This window comes from Nonomuraea spiralis (assembly GCF_014648435.1).
In the GTDB taxonomy this organism is placed as follows: Bacteria; Actinomycetota; Actinomycetes; order Streptosporangiales; family Streptosporangiaceae; genus Nonomuraea; species Nonomuraea spiralis.
Genome location: NZ_BMRC01000016.1, coordinates 36,404 through 50,577, shown reverse-complemented (window position 1 = coordinate 50,577; position 14,174 = coordinate 36,404). Strand labels below are relative to the sequence as shown.

Here is a 14,174-nt window from a genome sequence, read left to right as displayed (position 1 = left end):
GACTTCGGCATGGTCGCCAGCACCCACTGGCTGGCCTCCGCCGCCGGGATGGGCGTGCTGGAACGCGGCGGCAACGCCTTCGACGCGGCGGTGACCACCGGGTTCGTGTTGCAGGTCGCCGAGCCGCATCTCAACGGCCCCGGCGGCGAGGTGCCGATCCTGTTGTGGAGCGAGGCCGAGCAGCGGGTGTCGGCGGTGTGCGGCCAGGGCGTGGCGCCCGCCGCCGCGACCGTCGAGCGCTTCGCCGCGCTGGGCCTGGACGTCGTCCCTGGCACGGGCCTGCTGGCGGCGACGGTGCCGGGCGCGTTCGGCGGGTGGATGTTGCTGCTGGAGCGGTGGGGCACCTGGTCGCTGGCCGACGTGCTGGCCCCGGCGATCCACTACGCCGAGCACGGCGTGCCGGTGCTCGACCGGATCGCCGCCACGATCGGCACGGTCGAGGAGCTGTTCACGCGGGACTGGCCCACGTCCGCGGCCACCTGGCTGCCGGGCGGACGGGTGCCCGCGCCGGGTTCGCGGCTGGCCAACCCGGTGCTCGCGGAGACCTACCGCAGGCTGGTCGCCGAGGCCGAAGCCGCGTCGAGCTCTCGCGAAGGACAACTCGCCGCCGCCAGAAGCGCCTGGTACGAGGGTTTCGTCGCCGAGGCAGTGGCCGCGTTCAGCGCCGGCACCGCCTGGCGGGACAGCTCCGGCGAGGTGCACGGCGGCCTGCTCACCGGGGACGACCTGGCACGCTGGTCGGCCACCGTCGAGGAGCCGGCCGGCTTCGACTACCGGGGGCACACCGTGTACAAGACGGGTCCCTGGGGGCAGGGGCCGGTCTTCCTTCAGCAGCTCGCGCTGCTGGCCGGGTACGACCTCGACGCCATGGAGTTCCTCGGCGCGGACTACGTGCACACGGTGACCGAGGCGGCCAAGCTCGCCTTCGCCGACCGCGAAGCCTGGTACGGCGACGCGGACGTGCCCATGTCCGACCTGCTGGGCCCCGCGTACAACGAGGAGCGGCGGCGGCTCATCGGCCCGGAGGCCAGCCTGGAGCTGCGGCCGGGCTCCCCCGGCGGCCGGGACCCGCGGCTGCCCGCCTACCTCGCGCCCGCCACGGCGACCACCGGCAACCGTCCGGGCCTCGGCGAACCCACGATCGCCCGCCACACCCCGCTGACGGGCACGCGGGAGCAGACCGGCGCGGGTGAGCAGGTGGTGACGCCGGACGGCGCGGTGCGGGGCGACACCTGTCACGTGGACGTCGTGGACCGGTTCGGGAACATGGTCTCGGCCACGCCCAGCGGCGGCTGGCTGCAGAGCTCCCCCACGATCCCCGAGCTGGGCTTCTGCCTGGGCACCAGGGCGCAGATGTTCTGGCTCCAGGAGGGGCTGCCCGCCTCGCTGCGGCCCGGCACGCGCCCGCGCACCACGCTGTCGCCGTCGTTCGCGACCAGGGACGGCAGGCCGTGGCTGGCGTTCGGCACGCCGGGCGGCGACCAGCAGGACCAGTGGAGCGTGAACTTCTTCCTGGCCGTCGTGCACGGCGGCCTGAACCTCCAGGAGGCGATCGACGCCCCCATGTTCCACTCCGCGCACTTCCCCAGCTCGTTCTTCCCGCGCGGCTCGCGTCCCGGGGTGCTGCACGTCGAGGAGCGGCTCGATCCGGGTGTCGTGGCCGAGCTGCGGCGGCGCGGGCACGAGGTCGAGGTCGAGGGCCCGTGGTCGCTCGGCAGGCTGAGCGCGGTGGCCCGCGACGGCGGCTTCCTCAAGGCCGCCGCCAACCCGCGTGGCGCCCAGGGATACGCGGTGGGCCGATGACGCTCGCCGATCTCGCGTTCCTGGCCGGTGCCGGGCTGCTGGCGGGGGCGGTCAACGCCCTGGCCGGCGGCGGCACGCTCATCTCCTTCCCGGCGCTGATGGCCTTCGGCTACCCGAGCATCACGGCGTCGGTGACCAACGCGGTGGCCCTGTGGCCCGGCTACCTGGGCGGCGTGCTCGGGTACCGCGCCGAGCTGCGGGGGCAGCGGCGCCGGGTGGTGACACTGTCGGCCGCGACGACGGCGGGCGCGGCCGCGGGCAGCGCGCTGCTGCTGCTCACGCCGGGCCGGCTGTTCGACTCGCTGGTGCCGTGGCTGGTGACCTTCGCCAGCCTCGCGCTGCTGGCCCAGCCGTGGTTGCGGTCCCGCTTCGGCGGCGCGGCCGGGCAGGCCCCGAGCAGGCTGGTGTACGCCGGGGTGTTCCTGGGCGGTTGCTACGGCGCCTACTTCAACGGCGGCATGGGCGTGCTGCTGCTGGCCGTGCTCGGCATGTTCCTGCACGACGACCTGCACCGGGTCAACGCCGTACGGGCCGCGTTGTCGCTGGTCATCAGTACGGTGGCGGTGGTGGCGTTCGCGTTGTTCGGGCCGGTGGAGTGGCAGGCGGTGGCGGTGGTCGCGCCGGCCAGCCTGGCGGGTGGCTTCCTCGGCACCCGCGTGGCCCGGCTGATGCCGCCGAACGTGTTGCGCGGCGTCGTCGTGGCCTTCGGCCTCGGCGTGGCGGCGGTGCTCGCGCTGCGGTAGACGGGCGGTTCAGGCGACGGTGGCCTCGATCAGGTCGTCCACGACGTCGGCCAGGTCGTTGCCGCGGGCGTGCACCCGCCGCTGGCGTACCGCGCCCGACCCCTTGCGCAGCAGCCGTTCCAGGCCCTCCTCGGTGAAGGACAGGTCGCCGGCCTCGGCCAGCGCGAGACGTACGTGGGCGAACAGGCGTCGGGCCATCACCGTCGCGGGCACGAGCGTGCCGTGCCGCACGTCGAGGCTGTCGCCGACCAGCCCGTCACGGGCAGCCCGCCAGTAGGCGGCCCGCAACACCTCCGACGGGATCGGCAGCCCGCGGTCGCCGCGCGCCACCGCCCGCAGGGCGGTCACGACCAGGGCCCGGATCAGGCCGATGATCGTCAGGCTGTCGCTCACGTCGAGCGGCACGTCGGCCACCCGGATCTCGACCGTCGGCAACCGCGGCGACGGACGAGTGTCCCAGAAGACCGTCTTGGGGTCCATCAGCGCGCCCGACTCCGACAACGCCCGCAGCGCCAGCTCGTAGTCGGCGAACGTCGGGAAGTACGGCGGCGCGCCGGACACCGGCCACCGTCCCCAGCTGATCACCCGCCAGGACGCGTACCCGGTGTCGCGGCCCACGAAGAAGGGCGAGTTGGCGGCCAGCGCGATCAGCGTCGGCAGCCAGGGTCTCAGATGGTTGCCGACGTACACGGCGACCTCCTCGTCCGGTACGTCGACGTGCACGTGCAGGGCGCAGATGCTGATCTCGTCCTGCAACGCCCGGTAGAGCTCCTTGCCCTGTAGGTAGCGGTGGTCGTCGGTGAGCGGCGGGGACATGACGTCGCCGAGCACCGGGATGCCGCTGGCCACCACCGCCAGACCGCACGACCGGGCCGCTTGGGCCACCTCCTTCCGGGCCGCCCGCAGGTGGGAGCCCAGTTCGCTCAGGTCGGCGGAGGGTGGCGTGCGGGCCTCCACCTGGAAACGGGTGATCTCGTAGGCCACGTCGAGCATGTCCGTCGCGGCGGCCAGGACGTCGGCCGCTCGGGGGACCACGTGGCGGGTGCGGGGATCGACGACGAGGTATTCCTCTTCGATCCCGATCAACGGAACCATGCACACCTCGCTGGGGAGTCCAGAAGCCTCCGCTTGAGGTTGTGCCCGTACCGCCGCCTGTGGAAAACCTGGCTAGAAGGGGGCAGGACCGTACAGGGCGGCGGGGGCGCCGGTGGACATGGCCCAGTAGCGGTCGCCGTACGACCAGTGCCACCACTCGGTCGGGTAGTTGACCAGGCCCACGGGCTCCAGGGCGGCGGCCAGGATCTCGCGGTGGACGCGGGCCTCGGCCGGGATGCCCGCCGCGGCCGTGTAGCAGGCGCCGCCGCTCTCCTCGGGGTTGTCGTTGACCTGGGTGCCCATGTCGTACTCGGTGCCGTCGGGCGCGCACAGGGTCAGGTCGACGGCTGCGCCGGCGGTGTGGGGGGCGACTTCCACGGGCGAGACGTAGCGGCTCGCCGCGACGTGGGACTGCTCGGGCGTCATGCCGGGGTAGGCGTCCAGCAGCTCGGCGCGGTAGCCCTCGAAGATGCGGCGCTGGGTGGCGATCGGGCGGTAGCCCTCGACGATCAGCAGGTGGAAGCCCTCGGGAAGGTCGCGCTCGGCCTGTTCCAGGCGGTCGAGCAGGCCCGCGCGCAGATGCGCGTACGCGCCGTCGCGGTCGGCCATGCGCTTGTCGACCCGCAGCCGCCCGCGTACGTCAGCCAGCGGCTCGCCGCACTCCCGTACGGGGATCGCGGTCACACGCGGGTCGGAGATGAGGACTACGTCGGTGTCGAGCTGCCACATGGGCAGAAATTCTCACACAGTGTCGGAGAAAACCTGCTCCCGGGCCTGCTCAAGGGCGGCGACCATGGCCCCGCGCAGCACCGCGTTCCCGGTCACCTTGGTCGTCAGCACGGTCGGCTGGCTCGGGCACACGCGGGCCACGGCCTCCTGGACCTTGGCGGCCAGCCGTTCGCCGCCGGCCCGCCCGACGTCGCCGCTGAGCACGATCAGCTCGGGGTCGAGCACGACGGCCACGGCCGCGGCGCCCACGGCCAGGCGGCCCGCGACCTCGTCGAGGTAGTGCTCGTCGCCGTTGCGTACCAGGTCGGGCACGGTGTAGCCGATCACGCCGTGCTCGCCGGCCAGGCCGCGCAGGGCGTCATGGCCCACCAGGCGCTGGAAGGAACCCGACTGCGGCTGCGACACGTCGGCGGGCAGCGGCTCGCCCGGCACCGGCAGCCAGCCGATCTCGCCCGCGCCGCCGGTGATGCCGCGGTGCAGCCTGCCGCCGAGCATCACGCCGAGACCCTGGCCGACGCCGGCCCAGATGACCACGAAGTCGTCGCGGCCGACGGCGGCGCCGTAGCGGCTCTCGGCGAGGGCGACCAGGTTGACGTCGTTCTCTATGGTCACCGAGGCGCCCAGGGTCTCGCGGAGGCTGGCCAGTACGCCGACGTGCCAGTCGGGCAGGTCGTAGGACCAGCGCACGTCGCCGCTGCGGGGATCGACGACGCCTCTGGTGCCGATGACGAAGGAGCGGAGCTGGGAGAGCTCGACGCTGGCCGTGGCGCAGGCCCGCTGCACGGCCGAGTGGACCGCCTTGACGGGATCCCGGCCGTCGGAGGGGTTGACCGTCACCTCGACAACGATTTTACCTGTGATGTCCGCCACACCGACGGTGAGGCTCTCGGGCAGCACCTCCAGCCCGGCGACGTACGCGCTGGAGGGAACCACGGCGTACAGGGCGGCGTGGGGACCTCTGCCTCCCGCGCGCTCGCCCGCGACCTCCACGAGGCCCCGTTCTTCCAGGCGAGCCAGCAGCTGACCTGCGGTTACCTTGGATAGCCCCGTTCGCTCTCCCAGTTCGGCGCGGGTCAGCGGGCCGTCCGCGAGGAGGAGTTCAAGTGCCGAGCGGTCGTTCAACCTGCGCAGCAACCGGGGGATCCCCGGGCTTCGACTCATTACCGCACCCCTCTCGTCACGAATGGCTAACGAGCGTTTCTTTTAAGAAAGTTTCTTGTTAGTTTAACAGCGTCGTTCGGCATTTGACGATCAGCCTGGTGCGGACCGTAGGCCAGCACCCGGGAAGGGAGAACCCTGTGAGGATCGCGAAGATCACAGCCACTACGGTCACCACGGCCGCCCTGGCCCTGGGCCTGGCTGCCTGTGGGTCCGGCGAGGAGCCGAAGCCGTCGTCCAGCACGGCTGCCGCCCCCGCCTCTAGTGGACCCAAGTTCGCGGGCAAGACGCTCAGTGTTTGGCGCCTCGGTGACAGCAACCCGGCCGCGGCCAAGTACATGGAAGAGCTCAACGCCGAGTTCAAGACTCAGACCGGCGCCGAGGTCAAGCTTGAGTGGATCCCGTGGCCGCAGGTGGCCGACAAGTTCGCGGCCGCCGCGACGGGCGCCGGCCCGGACGTGACCGAGATCGGCAACGACCAGGTCCCCATGTGGCAGAGCCAGGACGCGCTCACCCCGATCACTGACATCGCCCACGAGGGCGACCGGGCGCAGATCCCCGAGAACCTCTACGGCTACGAGACGGTCGACGGCGAGGTCTACGGCATCCCGTGGGGCGCCGGCGCCCGCGCCGTCCTCTACCGCAAGGACTGGTTCGCGGACCTCAAGATCGAGGTTCCGAAGACCTGGGACGAGCTCGTGGCCGCGGGCAAGAAGATCCAGAAGGCCAAGGGCGCCGGCGTCGACGGCTTCGCCTTCAACGGCGGCTCCGACGCCAACCACCTGCTGGCCGCTTTCGCCTGGTCCGAGGGCGGCGAGTTCGCCGTCAAGGAAGGCGACAAGTGGGTCGGCAAGCTGACCGAGCCCGGCTTCACCAAGGGCTTCGAGACCTACACCGGTCTGGTCAAGGACGGCCTGTCCGGCAAGGCGAACCTGACGCTGAACACGGTCGACATCCGCAAGCGCTTCGCCAACAACAAGGTGGCGATGTACCTCACCGCCGGCTGGGACCTGCCCGGCATCGAGGAAGACTCCAAGGGCAAGCTGAAGGGCGACAAGCTCGGCTTCTTCCCGCTGCCCGCCAAGACCGGCGGCCTGGCCCCGTCCTTCTTCGGCGGCAACGACATCGCGCTGTGGGGCGGCACCAAGGAGGCCGACCTCGGCAAGGAGTACATCAAGCTCGCCACCAGCAAGACCTGGGCCGACCGCTACGCCAAGGAAGGCGGCCTGCTGCCTGTCTACCCCGACACCCTGGCAGCGCTGAACGAGGACCCGGCACAGGGTCCGTTCGCCCAGGCCTTCGCCAAGGCCAAGGCGTTCCCGGCCGACCCGAACTGGTCCGAGGCCGACGCCACCAAGGCCGTGCTGCAGAACGCGGCGCGCGCCGTCATCGAGGGCAAGAAGGACACCGCCGCGGCTCTCGCTGACGCCAACAAGGAACTCGAAGAGATCCTGAACCAGTAACGATGGCGAACACGACTACGGTCACCCGGGGCAGGGGCTCGTCCCCCGCCCCGGGGCGCCGCCGTAAGAAGGGCGGCGGACCCGTCAAGAGCAGCGGGATGCCCTCCTGGAGCATCCCGTACGTCCTGCTCGTCCCCGGTCTGCTGGTCATCGCGGTACTGCTGCTTTACCCGATGTTCCAGCTCGTCGTGATGGCCTTCCAGAAGGTCGGACTCGCGCAGATCAGGGGCAGCAGGCCCGCTGAATGGGTGGGCCTGGACAACTTCGAGAAGATCCTCTCCAACGACATCTTCTGGTCGGCGCTGCGCAACACCGTGGTGTTCGCCTTCGTCGCCGTCAGCCTCACCCTGATCGTGGGCACCGCGGTCGGCGTACTGCTGAACAAGCTCGGCAAGAGGATGTCCCTGTTCGTGGTCATCGGGTGCATGTTCGCCTGGGCCGTGCCGCCGGTCGCGCAGGGCGTCATCTGGCGCTCGCTCTTCGACGCCGAGTCCGGCATCGTCAACTGGCTGCTCAACCTGCTGCCCGACTGGCTGGCCGCGCCACCGGCGGGTCAGCAGGACTGGACCGGCACCCCCTGGCTCAACGACAGCTTCCCGCTCTACGTCGCACTGGTCGTGTGCGTGGTGTGGGCCGGGTTCCCGTTCATCGCGGTCTCGGTGCTGGCGGGCCTCAAGGGCATCCCGGCCGAGCTGTACGAGGCGGCGAAGGTGGACGGGTCGGGGGCGTGGCGGACGTTCAGGAAGATCACCCTGCCGCTGCTCAAGCCGGTCTTCGCCGTCCTGACGATCCTGTCGATCATCTGGGACTTCAAGGTCTTCAGCCAGCTCTACGTGCTGATGAACGGCCCGACGAACCGGGACGGCTTCAACCTGTCGATGTACTCGGTCGCGGAGGCGTTCAAGCCCCCGCAGAAGCTGGGCACGGGCGCGGCGATCTCCATCGTGCTGACGATCATCCTGCTCATCATCACCGTCGCGTACGTCCGGCAGATCGTGAAGCAGGAGGAGATGTGAACCCGCTCGCCCGCAAGAAGCTCGGGAAGATCCTCCTGAACACAGCCGGCGTGCTGGTCTTCCTCTACGCGGTCTTCCCCGTCTACTGGATGGTCTCCACCGGCTTCAAGGAGAACGACCAGATCTTCACGACGGAGTTCATCCCGTTCCCGACGCACTTCACGTTCGACCACTTCGCGCGGGTGCTGACGGAGGGCGTGGCCAACAACTCCATCTGGCTCTACATGCGCAACAGCGCGATCGTGGCGCTCGGCACCGTGCTCATCGGCTCGGTCTTCGCGCTGCTGTCGGCCACGGCGATCGCCCGGTTCCGCTTCAAGGGACGCGGCACGTTCCTGGTCGTCCTGCTGATCGTGCAGATGTTGCCGTCGGAGGGCCTGCTCATCCCGCTGTACATGATGGTCAAGCGGGTCGGCCTCGGTGACCAGCTCCTCGGGCTGATCATCACCCAGGTCGCGCTGACGCTGCCGTTCGGCATCTGGATGTTGCGCACGTTCGTGGCGGCGGTGCCGCGGACACTGGAGGAAGCGGCGTGGATCGACGGCGCGAGCCGGCTGACCACGTTCTGGAAGGTGCTGTTCCCGCTGGTCGCGCCGGGGTTGGTGGCCACGAGCATCTTCTCCTTCATCACCGCCTGGAACGATCTGGTGTTCGCCCTCTACCTGATGTCGGGTTCCGAGGGGTACACGATGCCGGTCGCACTGCAGTACTTCTTCGGCCAGAAGGGCGTCGACTGGGGCGCGATCATGGCCGGTTCCACCCTGATGACCCTTCCGGTGGTCGTCTTCTTCCTGCTGGTACAACGCCGCATGGTCACCGGTCTCACGGCCGGGGCCGTGAAGGGGTAAAGGGCGCGGATCCTCGTACGGCTCGGGCTGCTCCGAGCCGTACCCGATCGTGCCGTCATTCGAGTGATGAGGAGCCATGAGTCAGAGTGATCGGGGGCTGCGTCGCCTCGCGGCCGGCACGCTGCTCGTCGCCTTCCAGGGCACCACTGCGCCCGACTGGGTGCTGCGTGAGCTGGACAACGGCCTGGGCGGCGTGACGCTCTTCGGATTCAACGTCGCCAGTCCCGACCAGGTCAGGTCGCTCACCACGGCGTTGCGCGCCTCGGCCGAGCCCGTCATCTCGCTCGACGAGGAGGGCGGGGACGTCACCAGGCTGGACTACCACGTGGGCAGCCCGTACCCGGGGAACGCGGCGCTGGGGGCGGTCGACGACGTCGACCTGACCCGCCGGGTCTACGCCGCCATCGGGTCGGAGCTGGCCGCGTGCGGCATCAACCTGGACCTGGCGCCGAGCGCCGACGTCAACACCGAGGACGACAACCCGGTGATCGGGACCAGGTCGTTCGGCGCCGACCCGGCGCTGGTGGCCAGGCACACGGTCGCGGCGGTCGCTGGGCTGCAGTCGGTGAACGTGGCCGCCTGCGTCAAGCACTTCCCCGGCCACGGCGCCACCCGGGTGGACTCCCACCTGGCCGTGCCCGTCGTGGACGTCGGCCTGGACGTGCTGCGGGCCCGCGAGCTCGCACCGTTCCGGGCGGCGATCGAGGCCGGCGCGAAGACCGTGATGACCGCGCACGTGGCGGTGCCGGTGGTGACCGGGGACACCCCGGCCACCCTGTCGGCCGCCGCGTTGACCGGGCTCCTCAGGGGCGAGCTCGGTTACGACGGCGTGGTCATCACGGACGCGCTGGACATGCACGCGATCACCAAGAGCGTGGGCCTGGCCAACGGCGCCGTGCTCACGCTCGCGGCCGGGTCGGACCTGATCTGCCTCGGCCCGATCCCCGGCGAGGACGACGTCCAGCGGGTCATCGCGGAGATCGTGGCCGCGGTGGCCGAGGGCCGCCTGCCGGCCGCCAGGCTGGAGGAGGCGGCCGACCGGGTCAGCGCCCTGCGTTCCTGGTTCGGCACGCCCGAGGTGGTCGCCGCCGGGCAGAACGGGGTCGGCCTGCACGCCGCCCGCCGCGCCGTACGGCTGACCGGCGAGACGGAACCCCTGGTCGAACCCCTGGTGATCGAGGTGGACACCCCGCCCACGATCGCCGTGGGGAACGTGCCATGGGGTGTGGGCCCGTGGCTGCCGGACGCGGAGATCATCCGGGTCGAGCCGGCGGCCGCCGACGTCCCCGCCCTGCTGGCCAAGGCCGCGAACCGGTCGCTGGTCATCGTGGTCAAGGACGCCCACCGCTACCAGGAGAGCCAGGAACTGGTCTCCGCCCTGGTGGCGGCCCGCCAGGACGCGACGGTGATCGAGATGGGCCTGCCCGTCTGGCGGCCCGACAGCGCGGCCTACATCGCCACGTACGGGGCGGCCAGGGCCAACGCCCAGGCCGCCGTGGAACTGATCATCGCCTGAGCACCCGCTCAGGCGAAACCCACCCCGAGCGCGGCGTTCAGGCGAAACCCGCCTGAGCGCCGCGTTCGGCGTTCAGACGGAACCCGCCTGAGCGCCGTGTTCGGCCGGAACCCGCCCGAGCAGCGCGCTCGGGCGGAACCCGGGTCAGGGCGCGAGGAGTTCCTCGCGCGCCTGGTCCAGCGCGGCCAGCACCGCGCCGCGCAACACCGGGTTCTTGTGGGCCACCGCCGTGGTGACCACCTGCGGCCGCACCGGGCAGATCCGCGCCACGGCCTCCTCCACCCTGGACGTCAACGCGGATCCCCCGGCGTGACCGACCTCCCCGGCCAGCACCACCAGCCCCGGGTCGAGGATCACGCACACCGCCGCCACACCCAGCGCCAGCCGGTTGGCGATCTCGTCGAGCATCGGCTCGCCGTGGGAGACCGCCGCCACCGCGACCTCGACGCACTCCGCGGCGCTCTCGGCCTCCAGCCCGTAACTCTTGGCAAGCTCGGCCACCGCCTCGGCGCTGACCAGCGACTGCAGGCCGCCCGCCAGCGACGGCAGCCGGCCCGGCGTCGTGTGGATGTTCTCCGGCAGCGGCACGCCGGGCACCGGCAGGTAACCGATCTCCCCCGCGCTGCCCGAACGCCCCCGGTGGAGCTTGCCGCCCAGCATGACGGCCATGCCGAGACCCCGGCTGGCCCACATCAGCACGAAGTCGTCCACGCCCTTGGCCGCGCCGTCGACGTGCTCGGCGATGGCGGCCAGGTTGACGTCGTTCTCGATCGTCACCTCGCGCCGCAGATCGCCGGCCAGCGCCTCGTGGATGCCCTCGTGCCAGCCCGGCAGGTCGAAGGAGAAACGTACGTCGCCGCTGCGCGGGTCGACCACGCCCGGGGTGCCGATCACCACGCCGCGCAGCTTGGCCAGGCTGACCTTGGCGCTGCGGCAGGCCTTGACGATCGCGCCGTGGACGGCGGCGACCGGGTCGTCGTGGCCGCCGGGGTCGACCGTGACCTCGGCGACCGTGCGGCCGTGGATGTCGGCGACCGCGGTGGAGATCAGCTCGGGCCCGACCTCCAGACCGGCCACGTACGCGCTGGAGGGGATCACCGAGTAGAGCGCCGCGTTCGGCCCCCTGCCGCCCGCCTGCGCGCCCACCACCTCGACCAGGCCGCGCTCCTCAAGTCGCGCGAGCGTCTGGGAGGCGGTGACCTTGGACAGACCGGTCAGGTCGCCGATCTGTCCCCTCGTCATCGGACCGGTGTCCAGCAACAGCTCCAGTGCGGCCCGATCGTTGATCTCCCGGAGAAGTCTGGGCACACCAGGACGACGCTCCACGCTGATATCCCACCGTCAAAATCGAAAAGGTTGTTGGAAGTTTAGCGCCCCAGCTCTTGCATATCATCGGAGCCGAACACGAGGATGCCTCATGACTATCCCCCGCGGCCCGGCGATCATGCTCGCGCTCGGCCTCGTGCTGCTGCTGGATGTGTCGAGGGTCTTCCTTCCGTCGTTGATCACGTTGTTCGGCCGCGCGGGTGAGACTCCGCCTGAGCTGATGGGCCTCTACGCCGCCGCCTGGTTCATCCTGCCTTTCCTGGCGCTGTTAGCCAAGCCGCGCCACGCTCTGCTCGGCGGCGCCGCGGCGCTGGTCCTGGCCAGGATCCTGCTGCAGTCCGGAGTCGGCCAGCTCTACGTCGCCTCCGCTGGCGTCACCGCGGGCCTGGTCTTCCTGTACGGCTGCGCCCACACGGTCCCCCGGCGGGCCGTACCGGCCGGAATCATGGGCGGACTGTGCCTGTCGTTGATCGTCCACCTGCTGCTGGACGGCGTGGACCTGGTCTGGCGTGACGGCGTGCTCCCCTGGCTCGCCGCGCTCTCCGTCTGCGCCGCCTTCCTGACCCTCGTACGTCCCCCCGCCCCGGACGCCGAGGTGGACCGCGCGCCCGCGTTGACCTGGTTCCTGCTCGGCCCGGCGATGTTGCTGACCGGCGTGGCCGCCACGGGCTGGGCCAAGCCCGAGGAGAGCCCGCTGTCCCTGTGGCAGGCCCTGCCGGGCGCCGCGCTGCTCGCCGTCGTCCTGGTCATGACCATGGCGCAGAGCGCCCGTCCGCCGCTGTCGCCCTTCTTCGACCTCGTCACCGGGGTCATGCTCGTGGTCTTCACGCTGACCCTCGTGATGGGGGCGTCCTACATCGGCGTGCTGCTGATCGGCAGCGTCGGCCTCCTGCTGGCCGGGACCGCGCGGCCGGACCATCCCGGCGGGCGGCGGACGGGCGTGGCCGTGCTCGGCGGCGGACTGGTCTTCTTCGTGGCCCTGTTCCTCTACTACGCCGCCTACGACCTCGACCTGGGCTTCCCCAACGGCGCGATCCTCGTCGCGGTGGCGGTGCTGGTGGCCGTTCTCGGCGCGGTCACGGCCCTCGTCCGGCGTGCGCCACCGCCTACCGCACGGGTCCGGATGAGCTGGCTGCCCCCGGCCTTCGCCGTCCTCCTGGTGGGCCTCCTCACGCTGGGCACGCCGTCCGCGCCGCCCGTACGGGCCAGGCAGGGCGACACCTTCACCCTGATCGCCTACAACATCCGCATGGGCTACGGCCTGGACGGCCGCCTGTCGCTGGACCGGATCGCCTCGTGGGCCGCCGCCCAGAAGCCCGACGTCGTGCTGCTCAGCGAGGTCGACCGCGGCTGGCTGCTCAACGGCGGCCACGACGACCTGGCCAGGATCGCCCGCGGGCTCGGCATGCGCTACCACTTCGCCCCCGCCGCCGACGAGGTGTGGGGTGACGCGCTGCTCACCAACCTGCCCGTCAAGCAGGTGTACTCGCACCGCCTGGGCAAGCACGACTACCCGACGGGCGCGCAGGCCCAGGCGATCGTCCTGGAGGTCGGCGGCCGGGAGGTGGGCATCGTCAACACCCACTTGCAGGCCCCCGACGACCAGGCGCCGGAGGTGGCCGCGATCGCCCGTTCCCTGGCCTCCGGACGGGACGCCGACGAGGCCGGCCAAGGGGGCGCCGGGGCCGAGGGGCAGGTCAGACGGCCGGTGATCCTCGCGGGCGACCTCAACACGCGGCCCACCGACCCGGCGATGGAGGTGCTGAAGGCGTCCGGGCTGACCGACCCGCTGACGGCGTTCGGTGACCCGCCGACCTCACCCGCCGACGCCCCCAAGGAGCGCATCGACCACGTGCTGATCACCAAGGGACTGACGGCCGTTTCCGCGCAGGCGCCGCGTCTGCCGTATTCGGATCACCTGCCCCTTCTGACGACCTTGCGCCTAACCAGTGTTGACCAGGAGGGATAATCGAGAACATGCGCCTTTCCGCTCGTGTCGACTACGCCCTCCGCGCCGCCGCTGAACTCGCCGCAGCCGGCGCGGGCCCGACTACCGTGGGTGAGCTCGCCAAGGAACAGGACATGCCGCCCAAATACCTAGAGAACATCCTGCTCCAGATGCGCCGTGCCGGCCTCGTACGCGGCCAGCGGGGCCCTGAGGGCGGCTACGTGCTGGCCAGGCCCGCCGCCAACATCTCCCTGGCGGACGTGATCAGGGCCGTTGACGGGCCGCTGGCGAACGTACGGGGCGAACGTCCCGAACACGTCGGCTACCGGGGCCCGGCGGAGTCGTTGCAGCAGGTATGGATCGCCCTGCGGGCCACCGAGCGAGCCATCCTTGAGGAGGTCACGCTCGAACAGGTCGCCACGGGAAGCCTGCCCGACCGCGTCCGCCAGCTCGCCGCCGACCCGGCCGCCTGGGACTGACCCCACCGGACGGCGCGACCCCGGATCCCCGCCGGCCGGAAACCTAGACT

12 protein-coding genes are annotated in these 14,174 nt (G+C 71.2%); 8 read left to right on the top strand and 4 right to left on the bottom strand.

What is annotated here, in order from left to right; translation table 11 throughout:
- The first annotated feature begins 9 nt into the window (after window positions 1–9).
- On the top strand, window positions 10–1,803 hold the full coding sequence (locus IEZ27_RS33305) for a gamma-glutamyltransferase family protein (RefSeq protein WP_229824590.1): 1,794 nt from the start codon (window positions 10–12) through the stop codon (window positions 1,801–1,803).
- Complete coding sequence (locus tag IEZ27_RS33300; RefSeq protein WP_125633711.1) at window positions 1,800–2,546, top strand: sulfite exporter TauE/SafE family protein; 747 nt, start codon at window positions 1,800–1,802, stop codon at window positions 2,544–2,546. Before IEZ27_RS33305 ends, IEZ27_RS33300 begins: the two co-directional genes overlap by 4 nt.
- Window positions 2,547–2,555: 9 nt before the next feature.
- Here the strand turns inward: IEZ27_RS33300 and IEZ27_RS33295 are convergent, their stop codons facing one another.
- The 3 genes from IEZ27_RS33295 to IEZ27_RS33285 all read right to left on the bottom strand — a co-directional run bounded on the left by IEZ27_RS33295 (window position 2,556) and on the right by IEZ27_RS33285 (window position 5,531).
- Window positions 2,556–3,641, bottom strand: coding sequence for a carboxylate-amine ligase (locus tag IEZ27_RS33295; protein ID WP_189650890.1), 1,086 nt, complete (start codon window positions 3,639–3,641; stop codon window positions 2,556–2,558).
- A 72-nt stretch (window positions 3,642–3,713) separates the two neighbouring features.
- Window positions 3,714–4,370 (bottom strand): M15 family metallopeptidase, encoded by a 657-nt coding sequence (locus IEZ27_RS33290; protein ID WP_189650889.1) that lies wholly within the window; start codon window positions 4,368–4,370, stop codon window positions 3,714–3,716.
- 12 nt (window positions 4,371–4,382) lie between these two features.
- Complete coding sequence (locus IEZ27_RS33285) at window positions 4,383–5,531, bottom strand: ROK family transcriptional regulator (RefSeq protein WP_189650888.1); 1,149 nt, start codon at window positions 5,529–5,531, stop codon at window positions 4,383–4,385.
- 137 nt (window positions 5,532–5,668) lie between these two features.
- Between IEZ27_RS33285 and IEZ27_RS33280 the strand changes: the two genes are divergently transcribed.
- The 4 genes from IEZ27_RS33280 to IEZ27_RS33265 all read left to right on the top strand — a co-directional run bounded on the left by IEZ27_RS33280 (window position 5,669) and on the right by IEZ27_RS33265 (window position 10,371).
- Window positions 5,669–6,991 carry an extracellular solute-binding protein gene (locus tag IEZ27_RS33280; protein ID WP_189650887.1) on the top strand — a complete coding sequence of 441 codons (1,323 nt, stop codon included), beginning with the start codon at window positions 5,669–5,671 and terminating at the stop codon, window positions 6,989–6,991.
- Between the two features lie 2 nt (window positions 6,992–6,993).
- Window positions 6,994–8,007, top strand: a complete 1,014-nt coding sequence (locus IEZ27_RS33275) for a carbohydrate ABC transporter permease (protein ID WP_189650886.1) — start codon at window positions 6,994–6,996, stop codon at window positions 8,005–8,007.
- Window positions 8,004–8,855, top strand: coding sequence for a carbohydrate ABC transporter permease (locus IEZ27_RS33270; protein ID WP_189650885.1), 852 nt, complete (start codon window positions 8,004–8,006; stop codon window positions 8,853–8,855). The genes IEZ27_RS33275 and IEZ27_RS33270 overlap by 4 nt, the downstream gene beginning before the upstream one ends.
- Window positions 8,856–8,931: 76 nt before the next feature.
- A complete protein-coding gene (locus IEZ27_RS33265) occupies window positions 8,932–10,371 on the top strand; it encodes a glycoside hydrolase family 3 protein (protein WP_189650884.1) in 1,440 nt (479 codons plus the stop codon).
- Window positions 10,372–10,515: 144 nt separating this feature from the next.
- Here the strand turns inward: IEZ27_RS33265 and IEZ27_RS33260 are convergent, their stop codons facing one another.
- Window positions 10,516–11,697 carry an ROK family transcriptional regulator gene (locus IEZ27_RS33260; protein ID WP_189650883.1) on the bottom strand — a complete coding sequence of 394 codons (1,182 nt, stop codon included), beginning with the start codon at window positions 11,695–11,697 and terminating at the stop codon, window positions 10,516–10,518.
- 91 nt (window positions 11,698–11,788) lie between these two features.
- Here IEZ27_RS33260 and IEZ27_RS33255 point away from each other — a divergent pair, with 91 nt between their 5' ends.
- Window positions 11,789–13,666 (top strand): endonuclease/exonuclease/phosphatase family protein, encoded by a 1,878-nt coding sequence (locus tag IEZ27_RS33255; protein WP_189650882.1) that lies wholly within the window; start codon window positions 11,789–11,791, stop codon window positions 13,664–13,666.
- A gap of 8 nt (window positions 13,667–13,674) precedes the next feature.
- Entirely contained in the window at window positions 13,675–14,124 is a 450-nt protein-coding gene (locus IEZ27_RS33250; protein WP_189650881.1) for an RrF2 family transcriptional regulator, read from the top strand.
- Window positions 14,125–14,174: the final 50 nt, after the last annotated feature.

Excerpts from the sequence above, each read along its gene's own strand:
- IEZ27_RS33305 (WP_229824590.1), top strand. The coding sequence starts at position 10 with ATGGTCGCCAGCACCCACTGGCTGGCCTCCGCCGCCGGGATGGGCGTG.
- IEZ27_RS33300 (WP_125633711.1), top strand. The coding sequence starts at position 1,800 with ATGACGCTCGCCGATCTCGCGTTCCTGGCCGGTGCCGGGCTGCTGGCG.
- IEZ27_RS33295 (WP_189650890.1), bottom strand. The coding sequence starts at position 3,641 with ATGGTTCCGTTGATCGGGATCGAAGAGGAATACCTCGTCGTCGATCCC.
- IEZ27_RS33290 (WP_189650889.1), bottom strand. The coding sequence starts at position 4,370 with ATGTGGCAGCTCGACACCGACGTAGTCCTCATCTCCGACCCGCGTGTG.
- IEZ27_RS33285 (WP_189650888.1), bottom strand. The coding sequence starts at position 5,531 with ATGAGTCGAAGCCCGGGGATCCCCCGGTTGCTGCGCAGGTTGAACGAC.
- IEZ27_RS33275 (WP_189650886.1), top strand. The coding sequence starts at position 6,994 with ATGGCGAACACGACTACGGTCACCCGGGGCAGGGGCTCGTCCCCCGCC.
- IEZ27_RS33265 (WP_189650884.1), top strand. The coding sequence starts at position 8,932 with ATGAGTCAGAGTGATCGGGGGCTGCGTCGCCTCGCGGCCGGCACGCTG.
- IEZ27_RS33255 (WP_189650882.1), top strand. The coding sequence starts at position 11,789 with ATGACTATCCCCCGCGGCCCGGCGATCATGCTCGCGCTCGGCCTCGTG.
- IEZ27_RS33250 (WP_189650881.1), top strand. The coding sequence starts at position 13,675 with ATGCGCCTTTCCGCTCGTGTCGACTACGCCCTCCGCGCCGCCGCTGAA.